This window comes from Belnapia sp. AC561, assembly GCF_979252845.1.
The window spans coordinates 64,815-87,007 of record NZ_CEEDBP010000026.1 but is presented as its reverse complement, the minus strand read 5'-3'; the positions used below and the strand labels follow the sequence as shown (position 1 = coordinate 87,007).

Below are 22,193 nucleotides of genomic sequence, written 5' to 3'. Positions count from 1 at the left end.
TTCGTCATATCACAGGCGAAAGCCGCGCCAAGCGGCTCAGGCAGCGGGCGGCGCCGCCCGCAGCGGCAGCAGGCAGGCCATGGCCGCGGTCGCCAGCAGCCCGGCGAGGCCGAGCACCGCGACGGCCGGCAGGCCGGCGACCAGCGGCGCGGTCAGCGCCGGGGCGGCGGCCTGGGCCAGCAGGATCGGCAGCGCCAGCCGGCCCATCAGCACCGGGTAGCCGCGGGCCCCGAACAGCGCCAGCGGCACCGCGCCGCGGCTGATGGTCATGATGCCGTTGCTGGCGCCGTAGCAGAGCACGAAGGGCACCGCCGCCACAGGGCCCGCCAGCACCAGCAGCAGGGCGCCGATCGGCAGCAGCACCGCGCCGAGGCGCGCCGCCGTCAGCGGATGGGCGGCGCGGCCGAGGGTGAATTCCAGCAGCCGGCCGCCGACCTGGGCGGGGCCGAGCAGGGCCGAGGCCGCGACCGCCCCGGCGACCGAAAGCCCCAAGCCCCCGAGCACCGCGATGAGATGCACCGAGAGCGTGGCGCTGATGACCGCCCGCAGGGTGAAGAAGACCGCCAGCAGCAGGAAGCTGCGCCGCACCCAGGCGGCGGGCAGCGGCGCCTCCGCCGCTTCCGGTTGGGCCGGGCCGGTGGCCGCCGCGGGGCTGCCGGCGCGCGGCACCCGCAGGTAGATCGGCAGCACCACCAGCAGGTTGATCCCGGCATAGGCGAGGCAGGTGCCGCGCCAGCCGACCAGGGGCAGCAGGGTGGCGGTCAGCGGCCAGCCGACCGTGCTGGCGAAGCCGGCGACCAGGGTGACCAGGGTGATGGCCCGGCGCGCGGCCTGGCCATAGAGCACGCCGAGGGTGGCGAAGGCGGCCTCGTACAGGCCGAGCGCCATGCCGAGGCCGAGCACCACCCAGCCGAGGAACCAGCCCCAGAGCCCCGGCAGCAGCGCCAGCAGCCCCAGCCCGGTGGCGAGGATGCCGGAGGAGGCCAGCAGCACCGGCCTGCCGCCGCGCTGCTCGATCAGCCGCCCGACGCGCGGCGCGGCGAGGCCGGAGATGAGCAGGGCCAGGGAGAAGGCGCCATAGACCAGCGCCGGATCGGCCCCGAGGTCCGCCACCACCGCCGGCGCCACCAGCGCCGGCAGGTAGTAGGTGCCGGCCCAGGCCAGGGTCTGGGCGATGCCCAGCAGCAGCGCCATCCGCCGCGGTTCGGGCGACGGCGCGACGGCGTTCATCGGGCGGGGCGAGGACTGGAGACGGGGCAGGGACTGGCCATGGCGGGAGTCTCGCCCAGCCGCCCGGTGCCGCCAAGCGGATACCGCAACGGGTCATCCGCCAAGGCGTGATCGGCTGCGGGGAAGCAGAAGCCCGGACCATGACCGGCGCTTCTGTCGGCGCTGGTCATGGTCCGGTCGGCGGGGTCCTACCCCTGGGTCGCCTGCTGCAGCTGCTGGGCCATCCGCAGGTGCTCCTGCAGATGCGGCAGGGTCTGCGCCGCGAATTGCTTGAGCTGCGGATTGTCGCCCGAGCGGCTGTAGTTGCTGAAGAGATCGACCGCCTGCTGGTGCATCGTCACCTGCTGGCTGAGGAAGAGCCGGTCGAATTCGGCGCCGTTGACCCCCTGGAGCTGCTGCAGCAGGGCGGTGTGCTGCTGGTCCAGCCCCTCATGCTGCGGGCCGCCCTGGGCATTGGTGATGCGGCCGCTGGCGGCATTGCCGGTGGTCTCGCGGCCCTGCGGCAGCGGGGTGGCGGCGCCGGCGCCCATGCCGGGCACCTGCTGCATCAGCGTCTGCAGCTGCTGGGTGGTCTGCGAATGGTCGCGGACCAGCATCAGGGCGAATTCCTTGACCCGGGCATTCTGCGACTTCTCCCCGGCGAGGCGGCCGCTGGCGGTCTCGTAGCGGTCGCTCATGGCCGCCAGGCGCAGGAATTCGGGGGTGGAGGTGACCTCGGCCCGGGCACCGGTGGAGGCGGGCGCATTGGGGGCCTGGCCGGTCTGGCCCTGGACGGCCTGGGCACGCTGCTGCTGGGTCTGGGCCAAGGCCGGCGTGGTGGCCAGTAGGGTGGCGGCCAGCAAGGCGAGTTTGCGGTTCATCAATGCGTCTCCCATTCCGGCTGGAGGCCAACCGGTTGGGGAGGAAACGGCGCTCGGCGGGGGCGGTTCGGTACCGGGGGCGGAATGCCCTCTCACGGCAGCAGCCGGCGCAGCCGATCGGCCTGGCACCGGCCCCAGGCGATGAGGCGGGCCTCCAGCGCTTCCACTTGGCCGACCTGCTTCGGCCAGCGGGCTTCAAGCTTGGCCATGCCGCGCCGCGCCCAGCCATACTGGTCCCGCAGCACGAAAAGCCCGAGGGCGAGGAAGAGCATGCCCTGCAGGATGGGCAGCACCAGCCCGAGCAGTCCCAGCACCAGCAGCCCCAGCCCCGCCAATTTGCGTTGCCAGGACGGCATCAGGCGGCCCGCAGCGGCGGCAGCGCCAGCTTCCGCTCGCTGGCGACGAACAGGTATTCGACATTGGTCAGCCGCCCCACGGTGCCGACCTTCTCGCCCTTCGGGTTGTGGATGCCGATCTTGGCGCCGACGTAGCGGCCATAGGGGATCTCGATGACCTGCACATGGCCACGGGCGGCCAGCATCCCGACCAGCGCCTCGCGGCCGAGGTAGCCCTCGTCGTTGAAGGAGACCACCAGGGTCGGGCAGCGCAGCGCGGCGATGGTGCGGGCCAGGGCGGGGCCGATGCCGGGGCGGCTGTTGAAGGCGGAAATCCGCGTCCGGCAATCGAGCCGCTTGTTGGCGATGCCGTAGGTCTCCGGCTGGTCCCAGCGCACCAGCGTCTCCCAGACATGGTAATTCCTGAGGTAGGAATGCTGGTTGTAGGGCGGATCGAGGTAGGCGAGGTCGCAGTCGAGGGTCGCCGCGACGGCCTCGGCATCGCCGCAGAAGGCCTGGCAGGCCCCGGCCGCGGGGCGCGGCAGCAGGGCCGGCAGCCGCAGCGTCAGCGGGTTCTTCGCCCGGGCGGCCCATTGCTTCATGTAGGCCATCTGCAGGCCGGCGGTGCTGTCGACGCGGTCCGCCGCCTCCAGCAGGGAGGTCAGCAGGATGGCCTCCAGCTCGGGCTCGGCGCCCATCGCGGCGATGGCGTTGCGGATGGCCTCCACCTTGGCGCCGTTCTCCGGCGTCAGGTAGCGGGCGGCGACGCAATAGGCCTCGGTGAACCAGCCGGCCCGGGGCGGCAGGCGCTGCAGCTCGGCCAGGATGCGGGCGGCGGGCTCAGCCCAGCGTTCCGCATCGGCCTGGACGTAGCAGGTGGCCAGCGTGTGGGCGAAGGCGTTGTGGTCGTTGGACAGGACCCGGTAGCCGGCGCCCTTCAGCGCATGGCCGACCCGGGCGGTGCCGGAGAAGACATCGGCGACGGTCGAGCCGGGCGCCGTGGCGCCGCCGATCGCCGCCAGGATATGGGTGAGCAGGGCGCGCTTGCTGCCGATGTACTTGATCACCGGCGCGCCCCCCTGCTCGGATCCCCGCGCTAGATGTGCAGCGCCCGGCCGCCGACGCCGAGCGCCGCTTCCTTCACCGCCTCGTTCAGCGTCGGGTGGGCATGGCAGGTGCGGGCCACGTCCTCGGAGCTGGCGCCGAACTCGATGGCGAGGGCGATCTCGGCGATCAGCGTGCCGGCATCGGGTCCGATGATATGGGCGCCCAGCACCTTGTCGGTCTTGGCATCGGCCAGGATCTTCACGAAGCCGTCCGTCTCCTCCATGGCGCGGGCGCGGCCATTGGCGGTGAAGGGGAATTTGCCGGACTTGTAGGCGACGCCCTGGGCCTTCAGCTCCTCCTCCGTCGCGCCGACCGAGGCGATCTCGGGCCAGGTATAGACCACGCCGGGGATGGCGCCGTAGTTCACGTGGCCGGCCTGGCCGACCAGGATCTCGGCGATGGCGACGCCCTCGTCCTCGGCCTTGTGGGCCAGCATGGCGCCGGCGATGCAGTCGCCGATGGCGTAGATGCCGGGGACGTTTGTGGCGAAGTGGCCATCGGTCTTGACCCGGCCGCGGTCGTCGAGCGCGACGCCGACCTCGGCCAGGCCGAGGCCCTCGACATAGGGGCGGCGGCCGATCGCCAGCAGCACCACGTCGGCCTTGATCTCCTCGGCCGCGCCGCCGGCGGCGGGCTCCACCGTCAGGGTCACGCCATCCTTGCCCACGGCGGCGGCGGTGACCTTCGACTTCAGCCTGAACTTCAGCCCCTGCTTGCCCAGCACCCGCTCGGTCTGCCGGGCGATCTCGGCATCCATGCCGGGGACCAGGCGGTCGAGGAACTCGATCACCGTCACCTGGGCGCCGAGGCGGTGCCAGACCGAGCCGAGCTCGAGGCCGATGACGCCGCCGCCGATGACGACGAGATGGCCCGGGACCTTGTCCAGCTCCAGCGCGCCGGTGGAGGTGACGATGCGCGTCTCGTCCACCTCGACGCCGCGCAGCGGGGTGCTGTCGCTGCCGGTGGCGATGACGATGTTCTTGGTCTCGTAGGTCTCGCCGGCGACCTCGACCTTGCCGGGCGCCACGATCTTGCCGGCGCCCTTCAGCCAGGTGACCTTGTTCTTCTTGAAGAGGAATTCGACGCCCTTGGTATTGGCCGTGACCACCTCGCCCTTGCGGGCCTGCATGCGGGCCAGGTCGAGCTTCACCTCGCCCACCACCACGCCATGCACGCCGAGCTTGTGGGTCGCTTCCTCGAAATGCTCGCTGGATTGCAGCAGGGCCTTGGAGGGAATGCAGCCGATGTTCAGGCAGGTGCCGCCGAGGGTCGCGCGCTTCTCGACGCAGGCGACCTTGAGGCCGAGCTGGGCGGCGCGGATGGCGCAGACATAGCCGCCGGGGCCGGAGCCGATGACGATGAGGTCGAAGCTATCGGGCATGGAGGCTCCTTGAGGCGCGCCGGAAGACTTGAGCCGGGGCTGGCGAATTCGGCGGGAAACTGGCCCCTGGCGCGGCCGAAGGCAAGTCTCGGGGGCGTCAATCCGCCGGCCTGGGCGCCGCGGCGGCACGGCGGAAGGCGATGGTCACCCGCACGCCCTTCCCCGGCCTGGACTCGATGGCGAAGCTGGCGCCGGCGTTCTGCCGCAGGGATTGCACGATCATGGCGCCCAGCTTGCCGGGGCGGGGCCAGTCGGCACCCTCGGGCAGGCCGATCCCGTCGTCGGCGATGGTGATGCGGCAGCCCTCGCCATCCGACAGGCTGTGCAGGGTGATGGTGCCGCCCTCCCGCTCCGTGCCGATGCCGGGGAAGGCGTGCTTCAGCGCATTGGTCAGCAGCTCGTTCACCACCAGCCCGGTCGGCATCGCGACATTCACCGAGACCGGGTAGGAATCGACCTTGAGGTCGAGGCGGATGCCCTCCACCGCATGGGACCGCAGGATGGAGGAGGCGATGTCGCTGAGGTAGATGCCGAGGTCGACGGTGCTGTCCTTGGCCGTCTTGGCGCCATCCGACAGCAGGCCATAGAGGATCTGGATCGCCTCGATCCGCCCGGCCAGCCGGTCGAAGGGCGCGCGGTCCATGCCCCCTTCGGCATTGCGGGCCTCGATCCGGATCAGCGCAGCGATCATCTGCAGGTTGTTTTTCACCCGGTGCTGGATTTCCAGCAGGCGAATATCCTTCTCGCGCAGCTGCTCGGCGATCTCCTGCCGCTTGTGCGGGCCATGCGCGCCGACATCGACCAGGATGGCGAGCCGGTAGGCGGGTGTGCCCTCCTCGTCCTCGATCAGGTTGGAATAGGCATCGACCAGGGCGGGGGGCGCCGCCTCCCGGTCGATGCGGAAGGTGCCGATGCAGTCGGTGCCGGCGGGGATGGCCTCGCCCAGGCCGCGCAGCCCGGAGCCCTGCCCCGGCTCGATCTCGGCTTCCGTCCCCGGCAGGGCATCCCAGGGCTTGCCGCGGAGATCCCCGGCGGCGACGCCGGCGAGCCTTTCCAGCTCCGGATTCGCATAGGCGATGCATTCGCCCGCCTCGGCATCCCGGATCTCGGAGACGACGATCGCGATCGGCACCTGGTCCAGGAAGCGCCGGAACTGATCGTTCTCGAGAGCGCCTGCCAGATCCTCGGTGGCGAGCAAGGCCTCGACCTGGCTCGCGGTCCCGTTGTCATCGGTCATGCCGAACGCTGTGCCCCACTGTATGACCGGCGCCGCATCGATACGGCGCGATCCTTGTCCCGGCCCAGGATAGGCCGAACGCCAGCGGAGCGCATGGGGTTGTTGGCGATGCCTCAGCCCCGGGCCGGGGCGCCGCCGTGTTCCCGGCTCAGATGGCTCTCCACCCGGGTTTCCGGCATCAGCCAGGCGGTGACCAGGGCGATGACGAAGAAGCCGGTGACATACCAGAAGAAGCCGGATTCGGCACCGACCGACTTGAACCACAGCCCGACATATTCCGCCGTGCCGCCGAACAGCGCATTGGCGACGGCATAGGGCAGGCCGACGCCCAGCGCCCGGACCTCGCCGGGGAACAGCTCCGCCTTCACCAGCCCGCTGATGGAGGTATAGCAGGAGATGACCGCCAGCCCGGCCAGCACCAGCAGCCCGGCCATGACCGGCGACTGGACGCCGGCCAGCGCGGTCAGCAGCGGCACCGTCATCAGCGCACCCAGCGCGCCGAAGGCGATGAGCATGCCGCGCCGGCCGATGCGGTCCGAGATGGCGCCGAAGACCGGCTGCAGCAGCATGAAGCCGAAGAGCACGAAGGCCATGGTGGCGCTGACCGTCCGCGTCGGCAGCCCCGCGGTATTGACCAAGTACTTCTGCATGAAGGTGGTGAAGGTATAGAAGCTGAGGCTGCCGCCGGCGGTCAGGCCGAGCACCAGCAGCAGCGGCTTCGGGTGGCGCAGCAGGGCCCGCAGGGAGCCAGCCTCGGACTTCTTCGCGGCATCGGCGCTTTGGGTCTCATGCAGGGCGCGGCGCAGGAACAGCGCCACCACGGCGGCGATGGCGCCGATCACGAAGGGGATGCGCCAGCCCCAGGCGCGCATCTGCTCGTTCGTGAGCAGGGCTTCGAGGATGACGATGACCAGCACCGCGAGGAGCTGGCCGCCGATCAGCGTCACGTACTGGAAGCTGGCGAAGAAGCCGCGATGGCCGGGCTGGGCCACCTCGCTCATGTAGGTGGCGCTGGTGCCGTATTCGCCGCCGACCGAGAGGCCCTGGGCGAGCCGCGCGACGGTCAGCAGGATGGGCGCCAGGATGCCGACGCTGGCATGGGTCGGCAGCAGCGCGATCATCAGCGAGCCGCCGCACATCAGCAGCACCGAGGCCATCATGGAGAAGCGGCGGCCGCGGCGGTCGGCCAGCCGGCCGAAGATGTAGCCGCCGATCGGCCGCACCAGGAAGCCGGCGGCGAAGACCCCGGCGGCGGCGAGCAACTGGGAGGTGCGGTCGCCCGAGGGGAAGAAGGCCGGCGCGAAGTAGAGGGCGCAGAAGGAATAGACGTAGAAGTCGTACCACTCGACCAGGTTGCCGGAGGAGCCGCCGACGATGGCCATGATCCGGCGGCGGCGGGCGGCGGCCTCGTCCAGCGGGGCGGTGGGTGTTGCGGCGTTCATGATACCTGTCCCGGAACTCTTCGGCGGCTGCAACGCAGGCCGGCGGGCCGGGTGGCAAAATCCTTTTCCTTTTGGCCCGGCATCCCGCCAGACTGCCGGCAAAAGCAAGGCCCGGCGCATGACCGGGACCGCAGGCGGGAGGGATGGCCATGGTGGAATATCTCGGCAGGCGCGGGGCCCTGGCGTTGGGTGGCGGCCTGCTCGCCAGCCCGGCCCTCGGGCAGGGGCGATACCCGGACCGCCCCATCCGCCTCATCATCCCCTGGCCGCCGGGCGGTTCGGCCGATGCGCAGCTGAGGTCGCTGGCGGAGATCGCCGGGCGGGCGCTGGGGCAGCCGGTGGTGGTGGAGAACCGCACCGGCGCCTCCGGCACCATGGGCGCGCTGCACCTGACGACCCAGGCCAAGCCGGATGGCTATACCATCAGCCAGATGCATCTCTCGATCGTCCGGCGGCCCTTCATCGTGCGGAACCCGCCCTGGGACCCGGTGAACGACTTCACCCATATCATCGGCCTGTGCGGCTGGATGTACGGGATCGCGGTGAAGGCGGATGGGCCGATCAAGGACTGGGCCGGCTACCTCGCCTATGCCCGGGCGCATCCGGGGCGGCTGACCTACACGACCTCCGGCATCGCCACGACCAACCACCTGACGATGGAGGAGCTGGCGCAGCGCGAGCGGATCGAGCTGGTGCATGTCCCCTACCGGGCGGCGAACGAGGCCGCGGTCGCCGTCGCCGCCGGGGAGGTGATGAGCGTCGCCGATGCCTCCTCCTGGGCGCCGCTGGTGGATGGCGGGCAGTTGCGGCTGATCTGCGCCTGGACCGCCGAGCGGTCCCCGCGCTTCCCCGATGCGCCGACCCTGAGGGAGCTGGGCTACGACATGGTCGTGACCTCCCCCTATGGCCTCGCCGGGCCGAAGGGGATGGACCCCGGCGTGGTGCGCGTGCTGCATGATGCCTGCAAGGCGGCGCTGTTCGACCCGGCCAATACCGCGGTCCGGGCGCAATTCGACATGCCGCTGGAGTATTATGATACCGAGGATTACCGCAGCTTCATCGCGCGCCGGGCGGACTACGAGAAGGCCATGGCGCAGCGGTTGCAGCTGCGGATCGACTGAAGAAGACCACCGGGAGAGTCCAGCAAGAATGAGCATCATCACCCGCCGCGGGGCACTGACCCTGGCTGCCGCCAGCCTCGCCGCCCCCGCGCTTGCGCAAGCCCGCTACCCCGACCGGCCGATCCGGTTGGTGATCCCCTGGCCGGCCGGGGGCTCGGCCGATGCGCAGCTCCGCTCCATGGGCGAGATCGCCAGCAAGGCGCTGGGCCAGCCGGTGGTGGTGGAGAACAAGCCGGGCGCCGGCGGGACGCTGGGGCCGATGACCGTCGCGCAGCAGTCCCGGCCGGATGGCTATACCCTGACGCAGATGCACCTGTCCGTGGTGCGGCGGCCCTTCATGATGAAGACGCCGCTCTGGGACCCGATCGCCGACTTCACCCATATCATCGGGCTGACCGGCTGGCTGTTCGGCACCGCGATCAAGGCCGATAGCCGCTTCCAGACCTGGCCGGAGATGATCGCCTATGCCCGCGCCAATCCGGGCAAGCTGACCTATTCCACCAGCGGCATCGGCACCACCAACCACCTGGCGATGGAGACCCTGCAGGAGCTGGAGAAGGTCGAGCTCACGCACGTGCCCTTCCGCGGCTCGAACGAGGGCGTGACGGCGGCGCTGGCCGGGCAGGTGGACATGGTCTGCGACAGCAGCGCCTGGGCGCCCTTCGTCGAGGCCGGCAGCATGCGGGCGCTCTCGGTCTGGACCAGCGAGCGGGCGGCGCGCTTCCCCAGCGTGCCGACCCTGAAGGAGCTGGGCTACGACATGGAGGTCACCTCCCCCTATGGCGTCAGCGGCCCGAAGGGGATGGACCCCGGCGTGGTGCGGGTGCTGCACGATGCCTGCAAGGCGGCGCTGTTCGATGCCGAGAATGTCCGCATCCGCGGGCAATTCGACATGCCGCTGGTCTATCGCAACACCGAGGACTACCGCGCCTTCCTGACCCAGCGGGTCGAATACGAGAAGGCGATGGTGAAGCGGCTGAACCTGTCGCTCGACGGTTAGGACGGCGCTGGGGCCTGGTTTGGGGCCGGGTTTGGGGTTGGGAGGAAACAATGAAGGAAGGACTTGGCCGCCGCGCCCTGCTGGGCGCGGCGGGGGCGGCATTGGCCGCGCCGGCGCTCGCGCAGGGGCGGTTCCCCAACCGCACCATCCGCTGCATGATTCCGTGGCCGCCGGGCGGCTCGCTGGATGCGCTGCACCGGCAGATGTTCGAGATCGCGGGCAAGGATCTCGGCCAGAGCATCGTCATCGAGAACATGGCCGGCGCGCGCGGCACGCGGGCGGCGATGTTCCTGATCCAGCAGGCGAAGCCGGATGGCTATACCATCGCGCACCACCACCTCTCGATCCTGCGGCACCCCTTCCTGACGAAGCAGCCGACCTGGGATCCGGTGGCGGATTTCTCCTACATCATGCAGCTGACGGGCTTCGTCTTCGGCACCGCGGTACGGGCGGACAGCCCCTGGAAGACCCATGCCGAGCTGATGGCGGCGGCGCGGCGGGCGCCGGGGCGGCTGACCTATTCGACCAGCGGCATCGCCACCACCAACCACCTGGCGATGGAGGACATCCTCGCCCGCGAGAAGGCGGAGATGACGCATGTGCCGATGCGCGGCGCCCAGGAAGGCGTGACGGCGCTGCTCGGCCGGCAGATCGACATCGTGGCCGACGCCCAATCCTGGCGGCCGCAGGTGGAGACGGGCGAGTTCCGGCTGCTGGCCGCCTGGACGCCGACCCGGCTGCCGAGCTTCCCCGAGGTGCCGACCCTGAAGGACCTCGGCTACGGGATGAGCGTGACCTCCCCCTATGGCCTGGTCGGGCCGAAGGGGATGGAGCCGGAGCTGGTGGAGCTGCTGCACCGCAGCCTGCGGAAGGCCTTCGAGGATGAGGCGAGCCAGGCGATCATGCGGCGGTGGGAACTGCCGAACGAATACCTCGGCCCGCGCGCCTACCGCGAATTCGCGCAGGAGCGGGTGGGGTATGAGCGGGAGACGGTGGCGCGGCTGGGGCTGAGCATCGACTGAGGCCTCAGGGCACGCCGTCGTAGATGCTGAGGATGCCGGCGGCGCCGGCCAGGAAGCCGTAGTCGATGGCGACCGCGGCCTTGAGCGGCATGATCTCCGCCTCGTGCACGGTCGCGGTCAGCCCGGCCGGGTTGCGCGCCATGATCCGGTCCGCCAGCTTCAGCGCCAGGTCGAGCGGGCCGTTCACCTGCAGGCCGCCGAGGCTGAAGCTGGAATTCGAGGTGCGGAGATAGAAGGCCTGGGCCAGCCAGGCGGTGGCCTCGTCCTCGATCGCCAGGCAGGGCATCGCCAGGAAGACATCGTGGATCGCATGCGCTGCCTCATGCACGATGGTCATGCGTTCGTTGCCGATGAATTCCCCGAAGTTGCTGCGCGGCAGGATGAACTGGTCGGGCGCATGGCCGCCCCGGCTGCCCGGCGAGGCGACGTATTCCGCCACGGCGCGGCTGCCGCCGGGCAGGTTGGCGCTCGACGGGGTGCCGACCGAGCAGGCGATGCGCCCGGCATCGACCAGATCGGCGATCACCCCGTAGCGGATGCCGGTGACGACGAAATTCTTGTACTGGAAGGCGGTGTTGCGCAGGCCGGCGGCTTCCCGCAGCACCTTCGCCACGTTCCGGGCGAGCTCGGCATCCGTCGTGATGGAGGGCATGGACCTGTCCTGCTTGCGAAAGCCGCAGGCTGGGCGCCGCCGGCGCGGCCTGTCACCTCAGCGAGGCGTGAAGAATCGCACCTTCCGGTCAGCCGGGTCAGGCCAAGCGCGATCAGGCCAAGCGCGGTCAGGCCAGGCGCGTCTGCCGGGCGACCATCCGCGCCAGCGGCGCGAAGGAGGCCGCCGCGGCGAAGCCCGCGGGCGCCGCCTGCATGGCCCAGGCCCCGAGGCCGGCCCAGCGCATCGGCCCGGCGCTGCGCCGGCGCCAGGCGGCGTGGAAGGCCTCGGCCGGCTGCCCCGCGAGGATGGCGGCGGCGGCGGCGAGGCCTGAATGCAGCGCCAGCGCCATGCCCTCCCCGGTGAAGCTGGGGATGACGCTGGCCTGGTCGCCGATGCGGTACAGGCCGGGCGGGCCGCCGGCGGGCAGGCGATAGCCATAGGGGATGCCGGCGACGGCCAGCGGCTTCCCCCAGCGCGGGGCGGCGTGGCGCAGCAGCCGGGCGCCGAGCGCCGAGCCGGCCACCACGGCGGCGAGCAGGTCGGCGGGGCGGGTGCGGACCGCGGCGCAGAGGTTGGCGCCGCCTTGCGTCGCTTGCAGCCCGGCATAGCCGCCGGCGAAGGGCAGCAGGGTCACGGCATCGCCGGGCTCGACGCCCGCAAGATGCAGCTTGAGGCCGATCCAGGGCGAGGCGGGGCGGGGAAAGCCGCGCAGCCCATGCTTGCCGGTGGCGAGGATGAGGCGACGCGCGCCGATCTCGCCGGCGCTGGTGCGAAGCCGCCAGCCCTCCGGGATGGGCTCGGCGCCGAGCACGGTGATGCCGCGGCGCAGGGCCGTGCCGGCGGCGGCCTGCAGGGCACCGTCCAGCAGCAGCCGGGACAGGCCCCAGGCGGCGAAGGGCAGCGGCGCGGCGGCGGTGCGGGCGCCATGCGCGACCTGGACCCGGCGCAGCGGGATGCCGCCCAGCGCGACGGGGTCAAGCCCGAGGCTGGCCAGGGCAGCCGCGGCATCGACGCCCAGGAATTCGCCGCAGACCACCTCGCGCGGGGCGGGGCTGCGTTCCAGCAGCAGCACGTCGTGCCCGGCCCGGGCCAGGGCGATGGCGGCGGCGCAGCCGGCCGGGCCGGCGCCGATGATCGCGGTCGAGATCATCGCTCGCGGCTGACGATCCAGCGGAAGGGGAAGGCCCAGCGGATCCTGGCCGGGGTGCCGGCGGCGGCGGCCAGCCGCGACCAATCCTCCCGGCGGAAGCCGCGGGCGATGGAGATGGTGCTGTCGTGGATCACCATCGGATCCATCCGCAGCGCCCGGGTCGCGCCCCAGACGAAGCCCCAGGGCAGCCAGTGGCGGTGCAGGTCGGAGATCAGCCAGCCCCGCGCCGCGTGATGGTCCAGCCAGCGGAGGAAGCGGACGAGCTGCGGATCGCTCAGGTGATGGGTGAAGAGGCTGCAGAGGATGACGTCGAAGCGGGCCTCGGCCGGCAGGTCGAAGAGATCGGCGGTGATGACCCGGGCGGGGATGCCGGCGGCGGCGGTATAGGTCGCGGCCCAGGGGCTGCGGTCGAGGCCGGTGAGGCTGACGGCGATGCCGCGGCCCTCGGCCCAGGCGGCGATGGCGGCCAGCATGTCGCCGCCGCCGGAGCCGACGTCGAGGATGGAGAGGCTGGCGATGCCCGTGCGGTCCACCAGCGCATCCAGCCAGCGGAGCGTCGGCTGGTAGGCCAGCGAGAGCCGGTTGATGCGGGCGAGGTCGCGCAGCGCGCCGGCGAATTCGGGCTCGGTGGCGGCGGCATCGTCCATCCATTCGGCGGCGGTGCTGCGCTGGCCGAACATCCTCAGGCGACGCGGAAGCGCATGGTCTCGGCCGAGAGGCCGGGGCCGAAGGCGAGCGCGCAGCCGCGCTGGCCGCTTGGTGCCGCCATCATCCGGGCCAGGACGAACATGACCGTCGCGGAGGACATGTTGCCGTAGTCCCGCAGCACGGCGCGGCTGGTATCCAGCGCATCCTCGGGCAGGTCCAGCCCATGCATCACCGCATCCAGCACGCTGCGCCCGCCCGGGTGCACGGCCCAGAGGTCGAAGTCGGCGGTGGCGGCGCCGCCGAGGATGGCCGCGCTTTCCCCCGGCAGGGCGCGGGCGAGGGTGAGCGGGACGAAGCCCGAGAGCGTCATGTCGAAGCCGCCGTCGCCGATCCGCCAGGTGATCTGGTCGGCGGCCTCGGGGATCAGCGCGGCGTGGAAACCCTCCATCGCCAGGCCGATGGGGTCGGCGGTGACGAGCGTGGCGGCGCAGCCATCGGCGAAGAGCAGGAAGCAGAGCAGCTGCTCGATCTCGGTGCTGGGCTGCAGGTGCAGGGTGCAGAGCTCGAGGTTCAGCACCAGCACCCGCGCCTCAGGCGTGCTGCGGACGATGTGGTGGGCGAGCTTGAGGGCATTGATCGCCGCCTGGCAGCCCATGAAGCCGACCACGCTGCGCTCGACGCTGCCGGGGATGCCGTAGCGGCGGATCAGGTGGTGGTCGAGGCCGGGGGCGACGAAGCCGGTGCAGGTGGCGAGGATGAGATGGGTGATGCGCGGCGCTTCCTCCGCCAGGCCGAGGGCATCGCAGGCGGCCTCGGCCAGGGCGGGGGCCTCGGCCTCGTAGCGTGCCATGCGCTCGGCGGTGCCGGGGAAGCGGTGGACCAAGTAGAAGTCGTCGACGGTGCCAGTGGCCTCCGCATTGGCCTCCAGCACGGAATAACGGCGGGAGATATGGGACCGCTCGGCGAGGCGGGCGAAGGCGGTGCGGGTGCGCGGATCGGTGATCTGCCGCCCGGCGAAGATGCGGAAGGCGTCATGCACCTCATGCCGGGGGACCGCGGTGCCGATGCGGTTGATATGGGCCGGCATGGGATTCTGTCTCACCCCCTGTAGATGGGGTGGCGAAGGCCGGTGCCTATTGCCGCACCGCGCCGGTGCGGGCATCGACGCGCAATTCCACCGGCGTGCCGTCGCGTACGCCCCGCAGGCGGATGGTATCGCCCTCGCGGCCGACTTCCGACACCTCGACATAGCCGCGGTCGCGCAGCAGGGCGATGGCCTGGGCCTCGGTCAGGTTGGGCTGTTCGCGCGGCTGGCCGGTCAGGGCATCGATGCGCAGGTTCCGCACCTTCTCCCCGTAGCGGGTGGCCTCGGGGATGCGGAAGGTATCGCCTTCCTGCACCACGCCGCTGACATCCGTATAGCCGCGGGCCCGCAGGATGGTGCTCACCTGGTCGCCGGTGAGGAAGGCGGGATTGGCGATGGGGGCCTGCACCGGCTCGGCCGTGGCGGTCGGGATCCGGGCGGCGGGGTCGTCCATGCCCGCCGCGGGCGCCGCGGCCGGGGCTTGCGCCGACGCACCCGCCAAGGGAACGGCAAGGGCCAGGATAGCCAGGATCGGGGTGACCGGGGACAGGCGGGGTTTCTTCAACATCGCAAGCGGTAACCGCCGGCGTGGCGGAAGGTTCACCGGGCGGCTTGAAAGCTTTCGTTTCAGAACATATGAAGAACTGGAGGGCCCCGATGGAATTGCGCCGCAAGCTGGAAATCCTCGCCGATGCGGCGAAATACGATGCCTCCTGCGCATCCTCCGGCACCGACAAGCGGGACAGCAAGGCGGGCGGGATCGGCAGCACGGAAGGCATGGGCATCTGCCATGACTATGCGCCGGATGGCCGCTGCATCTCCCTGCTGAAGGTGCTGCTGACCAATGCCTGCGTCTTCGACTGCGCCTATTGCATCAACCGGGCGACGAGCAATGTCGACCGCGCCCGCTTCACGGTGCGGGAGCTGGTGCAGCTCACGCTCGACTTCTACCGGCGCAACTACATCGAGGGGTTGTTCCTCTCCTCCGGCATCATCCGCTCCCCGGACTACACGATGGAGCAGATCGTCGGCGTCGCCCGGCTGCTGCGGGAGGAGCATGGCTTCCGCGGCTATATCCACCTGAAGACCATCCCGGATGCCTCGCCGGACCTGCTGGCCGAGGCGGGGAAATACGCCGACCGGCTCTCGATCAACGTCGAGCTGCCGCAGGAGGAGACTTTGCGCGCGCTGGCGCCGGAGAAGGATTTCTCCGGCATCCGCCGGGCGATGGGCCGGATGCGGGTGCGGATCGACGAGGCGAAGGAGGCGAAGCGGACCGAACGGCGCGCCGCCGCGCCGCGCTTCGCCCCGGCCGGGCAATCGACCCAGATGATCGTCGGCGCCGATGCCTCGGACGACCGGGCGGTGCTGGGGACCACGTCCAACCTTTATGCCAGCTACGGGATGCGGCGGGTCTATTTCTCGGCCTATTCGCCCATCCCCGATGCCTCCCGCCTGCTGCCGCCGGTGGCGCCGCCGTTGGTGCGGGAGCACCGGCTGTACCAGGCGGATTGGCTGCTGCGCTTCTACGGCTTCGGGCTGGAGGAGATCCTCAGCGGCGGCGACGGCGGGATGCTGGACCTCGGGATCGACCCGAAGCTGGCCTGGGCGCTGCGCCACCGCGGCGATTTCCCGGTGGATGTGAACAAGGCGTCGCGGGAGCAGCTGCTGCGGGTGCCGGGACTGGGGACAAAGACGGTGGACAAGCTGATCGCGGCACGGCGGCACCGCTCCATCCGCTCGGAGGACCTGGGGCGGCTGCGGCTGCCGCTGGCCAAGCTGCTGCCCTTCCTGGTGACGGCGGACCATCGGCCGCGGCTGCTGGACAGCCTCGGGCTGCGTGCCCTGGTGGCGCCGCGGACGGGCTTCGCCCAGGCGGTGAAGCCGGTGCAGCTGGCCCTGCTGTGATCGATGTCGCGCTGGCCGGGCCGGCGGATTTCCCCGGCTGGCGGACGGAGGCGCGGCGGCTGCTGGCGGCCGGGGTGGCGCCCGATGGCGTGGGATGGCGGCTGGCCACGGAGGCGCCGGGGCTGTTCGGCGACGGCACCCTGCCCGAAGGCCGGACCGCGGCCAGCGTGCCGCGCGGCTTCCTCGACCTCGCCGAGGTGGCGATCCGCCACCGCGACCCGGAACGCTTCGCCCTGCTCTACAGGCTGCTCTGGCGGTTGACCCATGGCGAGGCCGGGCTGATGCAGGTGGCGACCGACCCGGAGGTGATCCGCGCCCAGGGCATGGCCAAGGCGGTGCGGCGGGACGCCCACAAGATGCATGCCTTCGTCCGCTTCCGCATGATCGAGAGCGCGGCCGGCACCCGCTACGTCGCCTGGTTCGAGCCCGACCACCACATCCTGGAAGCCGAGACCGGCTTCTTCATCCGCCGCTTCGCCGGCATGCACTGGTCCATCCTGACCCCCGAGGCCAGCGCCCACTGGGATGGCGAGGCGGTGCGGATGGGCCCCGGCGGCAGGCGGGCCGATGCCCCGGCCGAGGATGCCCAGGAGGACCTCTGGCGGGCCTATTACGCCAGCATCTTCAACCCGGCCCGGCTGAAGCCCGCGGCGATGCGGGCGGAGATGCCGAAGAAGTACTGGAAGAACCTGCCGGAGGCGCAGGACATCGCCCGCTTGATGGCCGAGGCGCCACGCCGGGTGGCCGAAATGGTGGAACGCGGCGCGACGCCGGCGGCGGAACGCCGGCAACGGGCCCTGGTGACGGACGTTGAAACCCCCATGCCCGATCTCTTCTCGCAAGACCCCGAAACCGCCCTCGCCGCATTGCGCGCCGAGGTGCTGGCCGACCGTGGCCCGCTGGCCGAACATGCAACCCAGGCCGTCTTCGGCGAGGGGCCGATCGGCGCCGCGCTGCTCTTCGTCGGCGAACAGCCGGGCGACGAGGAGGATATAGCCGGGCGCCCCTTCGTCGGCCCGGCCGGGCGGATGTTCAACAAGGCGCTGGAGGAAGCCGGGGTGCCGCGGGCCGAGGCCTATGTCACCAATGCGGTGAAGCATTTCAAATTCACCCCGACCGGACGGCGGCGGCTGCACCAGACGCCGGACTCCGGCGACATCACCCACTACAAGCCCTTCCTGCGGCGGGAGGTGGAGATCGTCGCGCCGCGGCTGGTGGTTTCGCTCGGCGCCACGGCGCTGCGGGCGCTGACCGGCAAGGCCATGGCCATCACCAAGGTCCGTGGCGAGGTGATCCGCACCGAGGACGGGCTGCCGCTGTTCCCGACCGTGCATCCCTCCTACCTGCTGCGGCTGCCGGATCCGGACAGCAAGGCGCGGGAATACGAACGCTTCGTGGGCGACCTGAAGGCGGCCTGGCGCGAGGTCCAATGATCCGCGGGCAGGACAACCGACAAGCTCGATACGGCCAAGTACGGTTCTGAAACAGCATCCTTCCGTGAAGCATTGAATCCGTGATTCTCGCGATTTCGGGATGCGTAACTGGCCAGATCGGCACCGGGGCCCGTCGTAACTCTTACGTGGCTTGCGGCGATGTCAGTTTCCGGGGAACGGCGGAATCTGGGATCATCCGGTACCTGTCCACCCGCATGGATTGCCAAAGAGTACTGGACTTAGTCGCCTTGATTGAATATGCACGGGTTACATCAACCCCCGGATACGACTTGGACGTAGCATTGCCAGTCAGGCTGTCGTGTCGTGCAATGTCTCCGGGGCAGCAGCAGGACCGATCCAGTCCTGAACCGCATGGACTCCGGTTGCATTCCACCGTCTCCGCGGGGGGCTGGTGAGCCCGGACGGCTCTTCCTCCGCGCTGGAGGCCGGAAGGGCCTGCGACCAGGAACCGATCCATATCCCTGGCAGCATCCAGCCGCATGGCCATCTGCTGGCGATGGCGCCGCGGAGCATTCAGCTCACCCATGTCAGCGCCCAGGCCGGCGCCATCCTGACCGTCCCGGTCGAGGCGGCCTTCGGCCAGCCACTGGATGCGGTGCTGGATTGCGCCACGGCCCGGGCGCTCTGCGATGCGCTGCAGCGCCTGCCGCCATCCGGCCCGGTGCAGCTGGGCTGCGTCCGCATGAATTCCGGCACGGCCTTCCATGCCATCGGGCATCGCTCGCCGGACGGGTCCTGCATCCTCGAATTCGAGTCCGTGGAGACCGCCGGCAGCGAGGCCCCGGCGACGCTGGAGGCGCTGTATCCGGGCGTCCGCGATGCCTTCGGGCGGCTGGGCCGCGCCGCCTCGGTGCAGGACCTCGCCGATCGCACGGCGGCCGAGGTGCGCCGCATCACCGAATTCGACCGCGTCCTGGTCTATCGCTTCGAGGAGAACTGGGACGGCACGGTCATCGCCGAGGACAACGGCACCCGCCTGCCCTCCTATCTCGGCCTGCGCTTCCCGGCCTCCGACATCCCGGCCCAGGCGCGGCGGCTCTATGAGCTCAACCCGCAGCGGCTGATCGCCGATGTCGATTATGCGCCGGTGCCGATCCTCGCAAGGTCGCCGGCGCCGCCGCTGGACCTGACCTTCGCCAGCCTGCGCAGCGTCTCCCCGGTGCATCTCGAATACATGCGCAACATGGGCACGCCGGCCTCCTTCTCGATCTCCATCCAGCGTGGCGACGGGCAGCTCTGGGGCCTGGTGTCCTGCCACCACGCCGAGCCGCGCCGCATCTCCCACGCCGCGCGGAATGCCTGCGACCTGGTGGCGCAGATGTTCGCCGTCCGCGTCGCCGCGCGGGAGGAGATGGCGCATGTCGAGGAGCGGGCCAGGCTGACCGGGCTGGAAGGCCGGCTGCTGGCGCGCATGACCACCACGGAGCGCTTCGAGGACGGGCTGCTGGCGGCGCCGGGCGACCTGCTGGCCCTGACCGGCGCCAGCGGCGCGGCCGTGCTGGTCGACGACCGCTGCACCCTGGTCGGCGCGACGCCGCCGGAAGCCGAGGTGCGGCGGCTCGCCGAATGGCTGACGCAGCGCGACGCGACGCCGCTGTTCGAGACCAATGCCCTGTCCACCCTGCTGCCGGAAGCCGGCCCCGTCGCCGGCCTGGCCAGCGGGCTGCTGGCGATCCCGATCTCCCAGATCCACCCGAGCTTCGTGCTGTGGTTCCGGCCGGAGATGATCCGCACCGTCACCTGGGGCGGCGACCCGAACAAGCAGCCGGACGGGACGCAGCCGGGACGGCTGAACCCGCGGACCTCCTTCGCCACCTGGACGGAGACGGTGCGGCGGCGCGCGGTCCGCTGGAGCGCGGCGGAGGTCGATGCCGCGCGCAACCTGCGCAACGCCATCATCGGCGTGGTGCTGCGCTCGGCCGAGGAACGCGCCGAGCTGAGCGGCCGGCTGGAGCGGGTGAACCGGGAGCTGGCCGCCTTCTCCTATTCGGTGTCGCACGACCTGCGCGCGCCCTTCCGCCACATCGTCGGCTTCGCCGAGCTGCTGCGCGAGACCGAGGCGGAGCGCTTCACCGATCGCGGCCGGCGCTATGTCGCCACCATCATCGAGGCGGCGGAGACCGCCGGCCGGCTGGTGGATGCGCTGCTGAACTTCTCCCAGATGGGCCGGGCCGCCCTGGTGCAGGTGGAATTCGACCCGGCCCTGCTGATTGCCGAAGCGCGGCAGATGCTGGCGCTCGAGCAGGCGGGGCGCGCGGTCGAGTGGCGGATCGGCCCGATGCCGATGGTCCGGGCCGACCCCGCCATGCTGCGGCAGGTCTTCCAGAACCTGCTGTCGAATGCCCTGAAGTATTCCCGCAAGCAGCCGCAGGCGGTGATCGAGGTCGGTTGCGAGACCACGGCGGACGAGTTCGTCTTCCATATCCGCGACAACGGCGCCGGCTTCGACATGGCCTATGCGCACAAGCTCTTCGGCGTCTTCCAGCGGCTGCACCGCGCGGAGGAATTCGAGGGCATCGGCATCGGCCTGGCGAATGTGCAGCGCATCGTCGAACGGCACGGCGGGCGGATCTGGCCCGAGGCCAGGCCCGGCCAGGGCGCGACGTTCTGGTTCACGCTGCCCCGCGGCGGCAAACCCACGCAGGAGGTTGCATAGCATGCCGATGCTGAGGCCGGTCCTCCTCGTGGAGGACAATCCGAACGACGTGGAGCTGACGCTCGTCGCGCTGGAACGCAGCCGCCTGGCCAACCCCGTCGTCGTCGCGCGCGACGGGGTGGAGGCGCTCGACATCCTGTTCCGCCGCGACAACGCGCCCGGCGAGGGCGCGCAGCTGCCCGCGGTGGTGCTGCTCGACATCAAGCTGCCGCGGGTGGACGGGCTCGAGGTGCTGGAGCGCATCCGGCGGGAGCCGCGGACGCGCAGCGTCCCGGTGGTGATGCTGACCTCCTCCCGCGAGGAGCAGGACCTGATCCGCAGCTATGGGCTTGGGGTGAATGCCTTCGTGGTGAAGCCGGTCGGCCACCGCGAGTTCTTCGAGGCGATCCGCGACATCGGCGCCTTCTGGGCGGTGCTGAACGAACCCCCGCCGGAGCGTGACCTCCAGGATGGAACGGCCGATGAAAATTGACGTGGCCATCAGGCCCGGCGACGCCAGCCGAAGACGCATCCTGCACCTCGAGGACAGCCTGATCGACGCGGAGCTGGTCGCGGCGCACCTGGCCCGGTCCGAGACCCCCTATGCCATCGATCTCGTCACCACCCGTGCCGCCTACGAGGGGGCGCTGGCGCGGCAGAATTTCGACCTCATCATCGCCGACTACGTCCTGCCGGACTTCAACGGGCTGGAAGCGCTGGAGCTTGCCATCCGGCTGGCGCCGGAGACGCCCTTCATCTTCGTCTCCGGCACGCTGGGGGAGGAAGCCGCGGTCGATGCGGTCAAGCAGGGCGCGACGGATTACGTGGTGAAGCAGCGGCTGGCACGGCTGCCGCTCGCGGTCAGCCGCGCCCTGAGCGATGCCCGCAGCCGGCGCGAGCAGCGCGAGAGCCAGGAGCGCCTCAGCTTCGCGCTCAACGCCGGCCGGCTCGGCGCCTGGGAGCTCGACCTGCGCAGCCAGATCTTCGAGGCTTCCGAGACCTGCCGCGCCATCTTCGGCCAGCCGGCCGATGCGATGCTGACCTATGACGACCTCTATGCCTCGGTCCATCCGGACGACCGCGCCCGGGTGCAGGCGGCGCTGGCGCGCTCGGTCACCGAAAGCGCCGACTACGACATCGAATACCGGGTCATCTGGCCGGATGGCACGCTGCGCTGGGTGCAGGTGCGCGGCCAGGCGGTGCGGGCCGCCAATGGCACGCCGATCCGCATGGCCGGCGTCTCGCTCGACGCGACGGAGCGCAAGCGCGCGGAGGAGCGCCAGGCGCTGCTGTCGCGCGAGGTGGACCACCGCGCCAAGAATGCGCTGGCCGTGGTGCAGGCCATGCTGCGGCTGACCAAGGCGGACAACGTGCCGCATTACGTCCGGGCGATCGAGGGCCGCGTCGCCGCCCTGGCCCGGGCGCAGACCCTGCTGGCGGACGACCGCTGGACCGGCACCGACCTGCGGCTGCTGCTGCAGGGGGAGCTGGCGCCCTTCCTGGAACGGGACGGCAAGCAAGTGGCGCTGGATGGCCCGCCGGTGGCGCTGCCGGCGCTCGCCACCCAGCCGCTGGCGATGGCGACGCATGAGCTGGCGACCAATGCGCTGAAATACGGCGCGCTGTCGGTGCCGGAAGGACGGTTGCGGGTGTCCTGGCGGGTGGTGCCGCAGGCCCGGGGGCCGGCGCTGCTGCGGCTGCGCTGGGCGGAAAGCGGCGGGCCGCCGATCGTCGCGCCGCCGGTGCGCCGCGGCTTCGGCAGCCGGGTGCTGGACGGCACGGTGCGCGACCAGCTCGGCGGCCGGGCGACCCAGTCCTGGACGCCGGACGGGCTGGTCTGCGACCTGGAGGTGCCGGTCGGGCTGCCGGCGACCGCGATCGCCGTCTAGCCTCGGGATATATCAGTCCAGGCACAAGCCACCTTCTT

General features: G+C 71.0%; 20 protein-coding genes. 8 read left to right on the top strand and 12 right to left on the bottom strand.

Annotated elements, in window-relative coordinates:
• Positions 1-36 precede the first annotated feature (36 nt).
• The 7 genes from AC0IW9_RS20050 to AC0IW9_RS20020 all read right to left on the bottom strand — a co-directional run bounded on the left by AC0IW9_RS20050 (position 37) and on the right by AC0IW9_RS20020 (position 7,592).
• Positions 37-1,230, bottom strand: a complete 1,194-nt coding sequence (locus AC0IW9_RS20050; protein WP_471650067.1) for an MFS transporter — start codon at positions 1,228-1,230, stop codon at positions 37-39.
• Between the two features lie 188 nt (positions 1,231-1,418).
• Positions 1,419-2,090 (bottom strand): DUF4142 domain-containing protein, encoded by a 672-nt coding sequence (locus AC0IW9_RS20045; RefSeq protein WP_471650066.1) that lies wholly within the window; start codon positions 2,088-2,090, stop codon positions 1,419-1,421.
• Positions 2,091-2,182: 92 nt separating this feature from the next.
• The gene (locus tag AC0IW9_RS20040) at positions 2,183-2,446 is read right to left on the bottom strand and encodes a PGPGW domain-containing protein (protein ID WP_471650065.1); all 264 of its coding nucleotides are present in this window, start codon (positions 2,444-2,446) and stop codon (positions 2,183-2,185) included.
• A complete protein-coding gene (locus tag AC0IW9_RS20035; RefSeq protein ID WP_471650064.1) occupies positions 2,446-3,492 on the bottom strand; it encodes a DNA adenine methylase in 1,047 nt (348 codons plus the stop codon). The genes AC0IW9_RS20040 and AC0IW9_RS20035 overlap by 1 nt, the downstream gene beginning before the upstream one ends.
• Before the next feature lie 29 nt (positions 3,493-3,521).
• Positions 3,522-4,913: a dihydrolipoyl dehydrogenase gene (lpdA, locus tag AC0IW9_RS20030; protein ID WP_471650063.1), complete on the bottom strand. Its 1,392-nt coding sequence runs from the start codon at positions 4,911-4,913 to the stop codon at positions 3,522-3,524.
• 97 nt (positions 4,914-5,010) lie between these two features.
• On the bottom strand, positions 5,011-6,150 hold the full coding sequence (locus AC0IW9_RS20025; protein ID WP_471650062.1) for a sensor histidine kinase: 1,140 nt from the start codon (positions 6,148-6,150) through the stop codon (positions 5,011-5,013).
• Between the two features lie 113 nt (positions 6,151-6,263).
• Entirely contained in the window at positions 6,264-7,592 is a 1,329-nt protein-coding gene (locus AC0IW9_RS20020; protein ID WP_471650061.1) for an MFS family transporter, read from the bottom strand.
• 149 nt (positions 7,593-7,741) lie between these two features.
• Between AC0IW9_RS20020 and AC0IW9_RS20015 the strand changes: the two genes are divergently transcribed.
• The 3 genes from AC0IW9_RS20015 to AC0IW9_RS20005 are packed head-to-tail and all read left to right on the top strand — an operon-like array spanning position 7,742 to position 10,735.
• Positions 7,742-8,713, top strand: a complete 972-nt coding sequence (locus AC0IW9_RS20015) for a tripartite tricarboxylate transporter substrate binding protein (protein ID WP_471650060.1) — start codon at positions 7,742-7,744, stop codon at positions 8,711-8,713.
• Positions 8,714-8,741: 28 nt separating this feature from the next.
• Entirely contained in the window at positions 8,742-9,713 is a 972-nt protein-coding gene (locus AC0IW9_RS20010) for a tripartite tricarboxylate transporter substrate binding protein (RefSeq protein ID WP_471650059.1), read from the top strand.
• A 50-nt stretch (positions 9,714-9,763) separates the two neighbouring features.
• Entirely contained in the window at positions 9,764-10,735 is a 972-nt protein-coding gene (locus AC0IW9_RS20005) for a tripartite tricarboxylate transporter substrate binding protein (protein ID WP_471650058.1), read from the top strand.
• A 4-nt stretch (positions 10,736-10,739) separates the two neighbouring features.
• Here AC0IW9_RS20005 and AC0IW9_RS20000 read toward each other — a convergent pair whose 3' ends face one another.
• The 5 genes from AC0IW9_RS20000 to AC0IW9_RS19980 all read right to left on the bottom strand — a co-directional run bounded on the left by AC0IW9_RS20000 (position 10,740) and on the right by AC0IW9_RS19980 (position 14,837).
• Entirely contained in the window at positions 10,740-11,387 is a 648-nt protein-coding gene (locus AC0IW9_RS20000; protein WP_471650057.1) for a hypothetical protein, read from the bottom strand.
• 127 nt (positions 11,388-11,514) lie between these two features.
• Entirely contained in the window at positions 11,515-12,537 is a 1,023-nt protein-coding gene (locus AC0IW9_RS19995) for an NAD(P)/FAD-dependent oxidoreductase (protein ID WP_471650056.1), read from the bottom strand.
• On the bottom strand, positions 12,534-13,217 hold the full coding sequence (locus AC0IW9_RS19990; RefSeq protein ID WP_471650055.1) for a methyltransferase domain-containing protein: 684 nt from the start codon (positions 13,215-13,217) through the stop codon (positions 12,534-12,536). Before AC0IW9_RS19990 ends, AC0IW9_RS19995 begins: the two co-directional genes overlap by 4 nt.
• A 2-nt stretch (positions 13,218-13,219) precedes the next feature.
• Complete coding sequence (locus tag AC0IW9_RS19985) at positions 13,220-14,272, bottom strand: type III polyketide synthase (protein WP_471650054.1); 1,053 nt, start codon at positions 14,270-14,272, stop codon at positions 13,220-13,222.
• A gap of 46 nt (positions 14,273-14,318) precedes the next feature.
• Complete coding sequence (locus AC0IW9_RS19980; RefSeq protein ID WP_471650053.1) at positions 14,319-14,837, bottom strand: hypothetical protein; 519 nt, start codon at positions 14,835-14,837, stop codon at positions 14,319-14,321.
• An 89-nt stretch (positions 14,838-14,926) separates the two neighbouring features.
• On the opposite strand from AC0IW9_RS19980, the gene AC0IW9_RS19975 reads away from it, so the two are divergent.
• From AC0IW9_RS19975 to AC0IW9_RS19955, 5 genes are all read left to right on the top strand, one after another.
• Positions 14,927-16,177 carry a putative DNA modification/repair radical SAM protein gene (locus tag AC0IW9_RS19975; RefSeq protein WP_471650052.1) on the top strand — a complete coding sequence of 417 codons (1,251 nt, stop codon included), beginning with the start codon at positions 14,927-14,929 and terminating at the stop codon, positions 16,175-16,177.
• Positions 16,174-17,610, top strand: coding sequence for a UdgX family uracil-DNA binding protein (locus AC0IW9_RS19970; protein WP_471650051.1), 1,437 nt, complete (start codon positions 16,174-16,176; stop codon positions 17,608-17,610). Before AC0IW9_RS19975 ends, AC0IW9_RS19970 begins: the two co-directional genes overlap by 4 nt.
• Before the next feature lie 412 nt (positions 17,611-18,022).
• Positions 18,023-20,287, top strand: coding sequence for an ATP-binding protein (locus AC0IW9_RS19965; protein ID WP_471650050.1), 2,265 nt, complete (start codon positions 18,023-18,025; stop codon positions 20,285-20,287).
• A gap of 1 nt (position 20,288) precedes the next feature.
• Positions 20,289-20,759, top strand: coding sequence for a response regulator (locus AC0IW9_RS19960; protein WP_471650049.1), 471 nt, complete (start codon positions 20,289-20,291; stop codon positions 20,757-20,759).
• Positions 20,749-22,155 (top strand): PAS domain-containing protein, encoded by a 1,407-nt coding sequence (locus tag AC0IW9_RS19955; RefSeq protein WP_471650048.1) that lies wholly within the window; start codon positions 20,749-20,751, stop codon positions 22,153-22,155. The genes AC0IW9_RS19960 and AC0IW9_RS19955 overlap by 11 nt, the downstream gene beginning before the upstream one ends.
• Positions 22,156-22,193 lie beyond the last annotated feature (38 nt).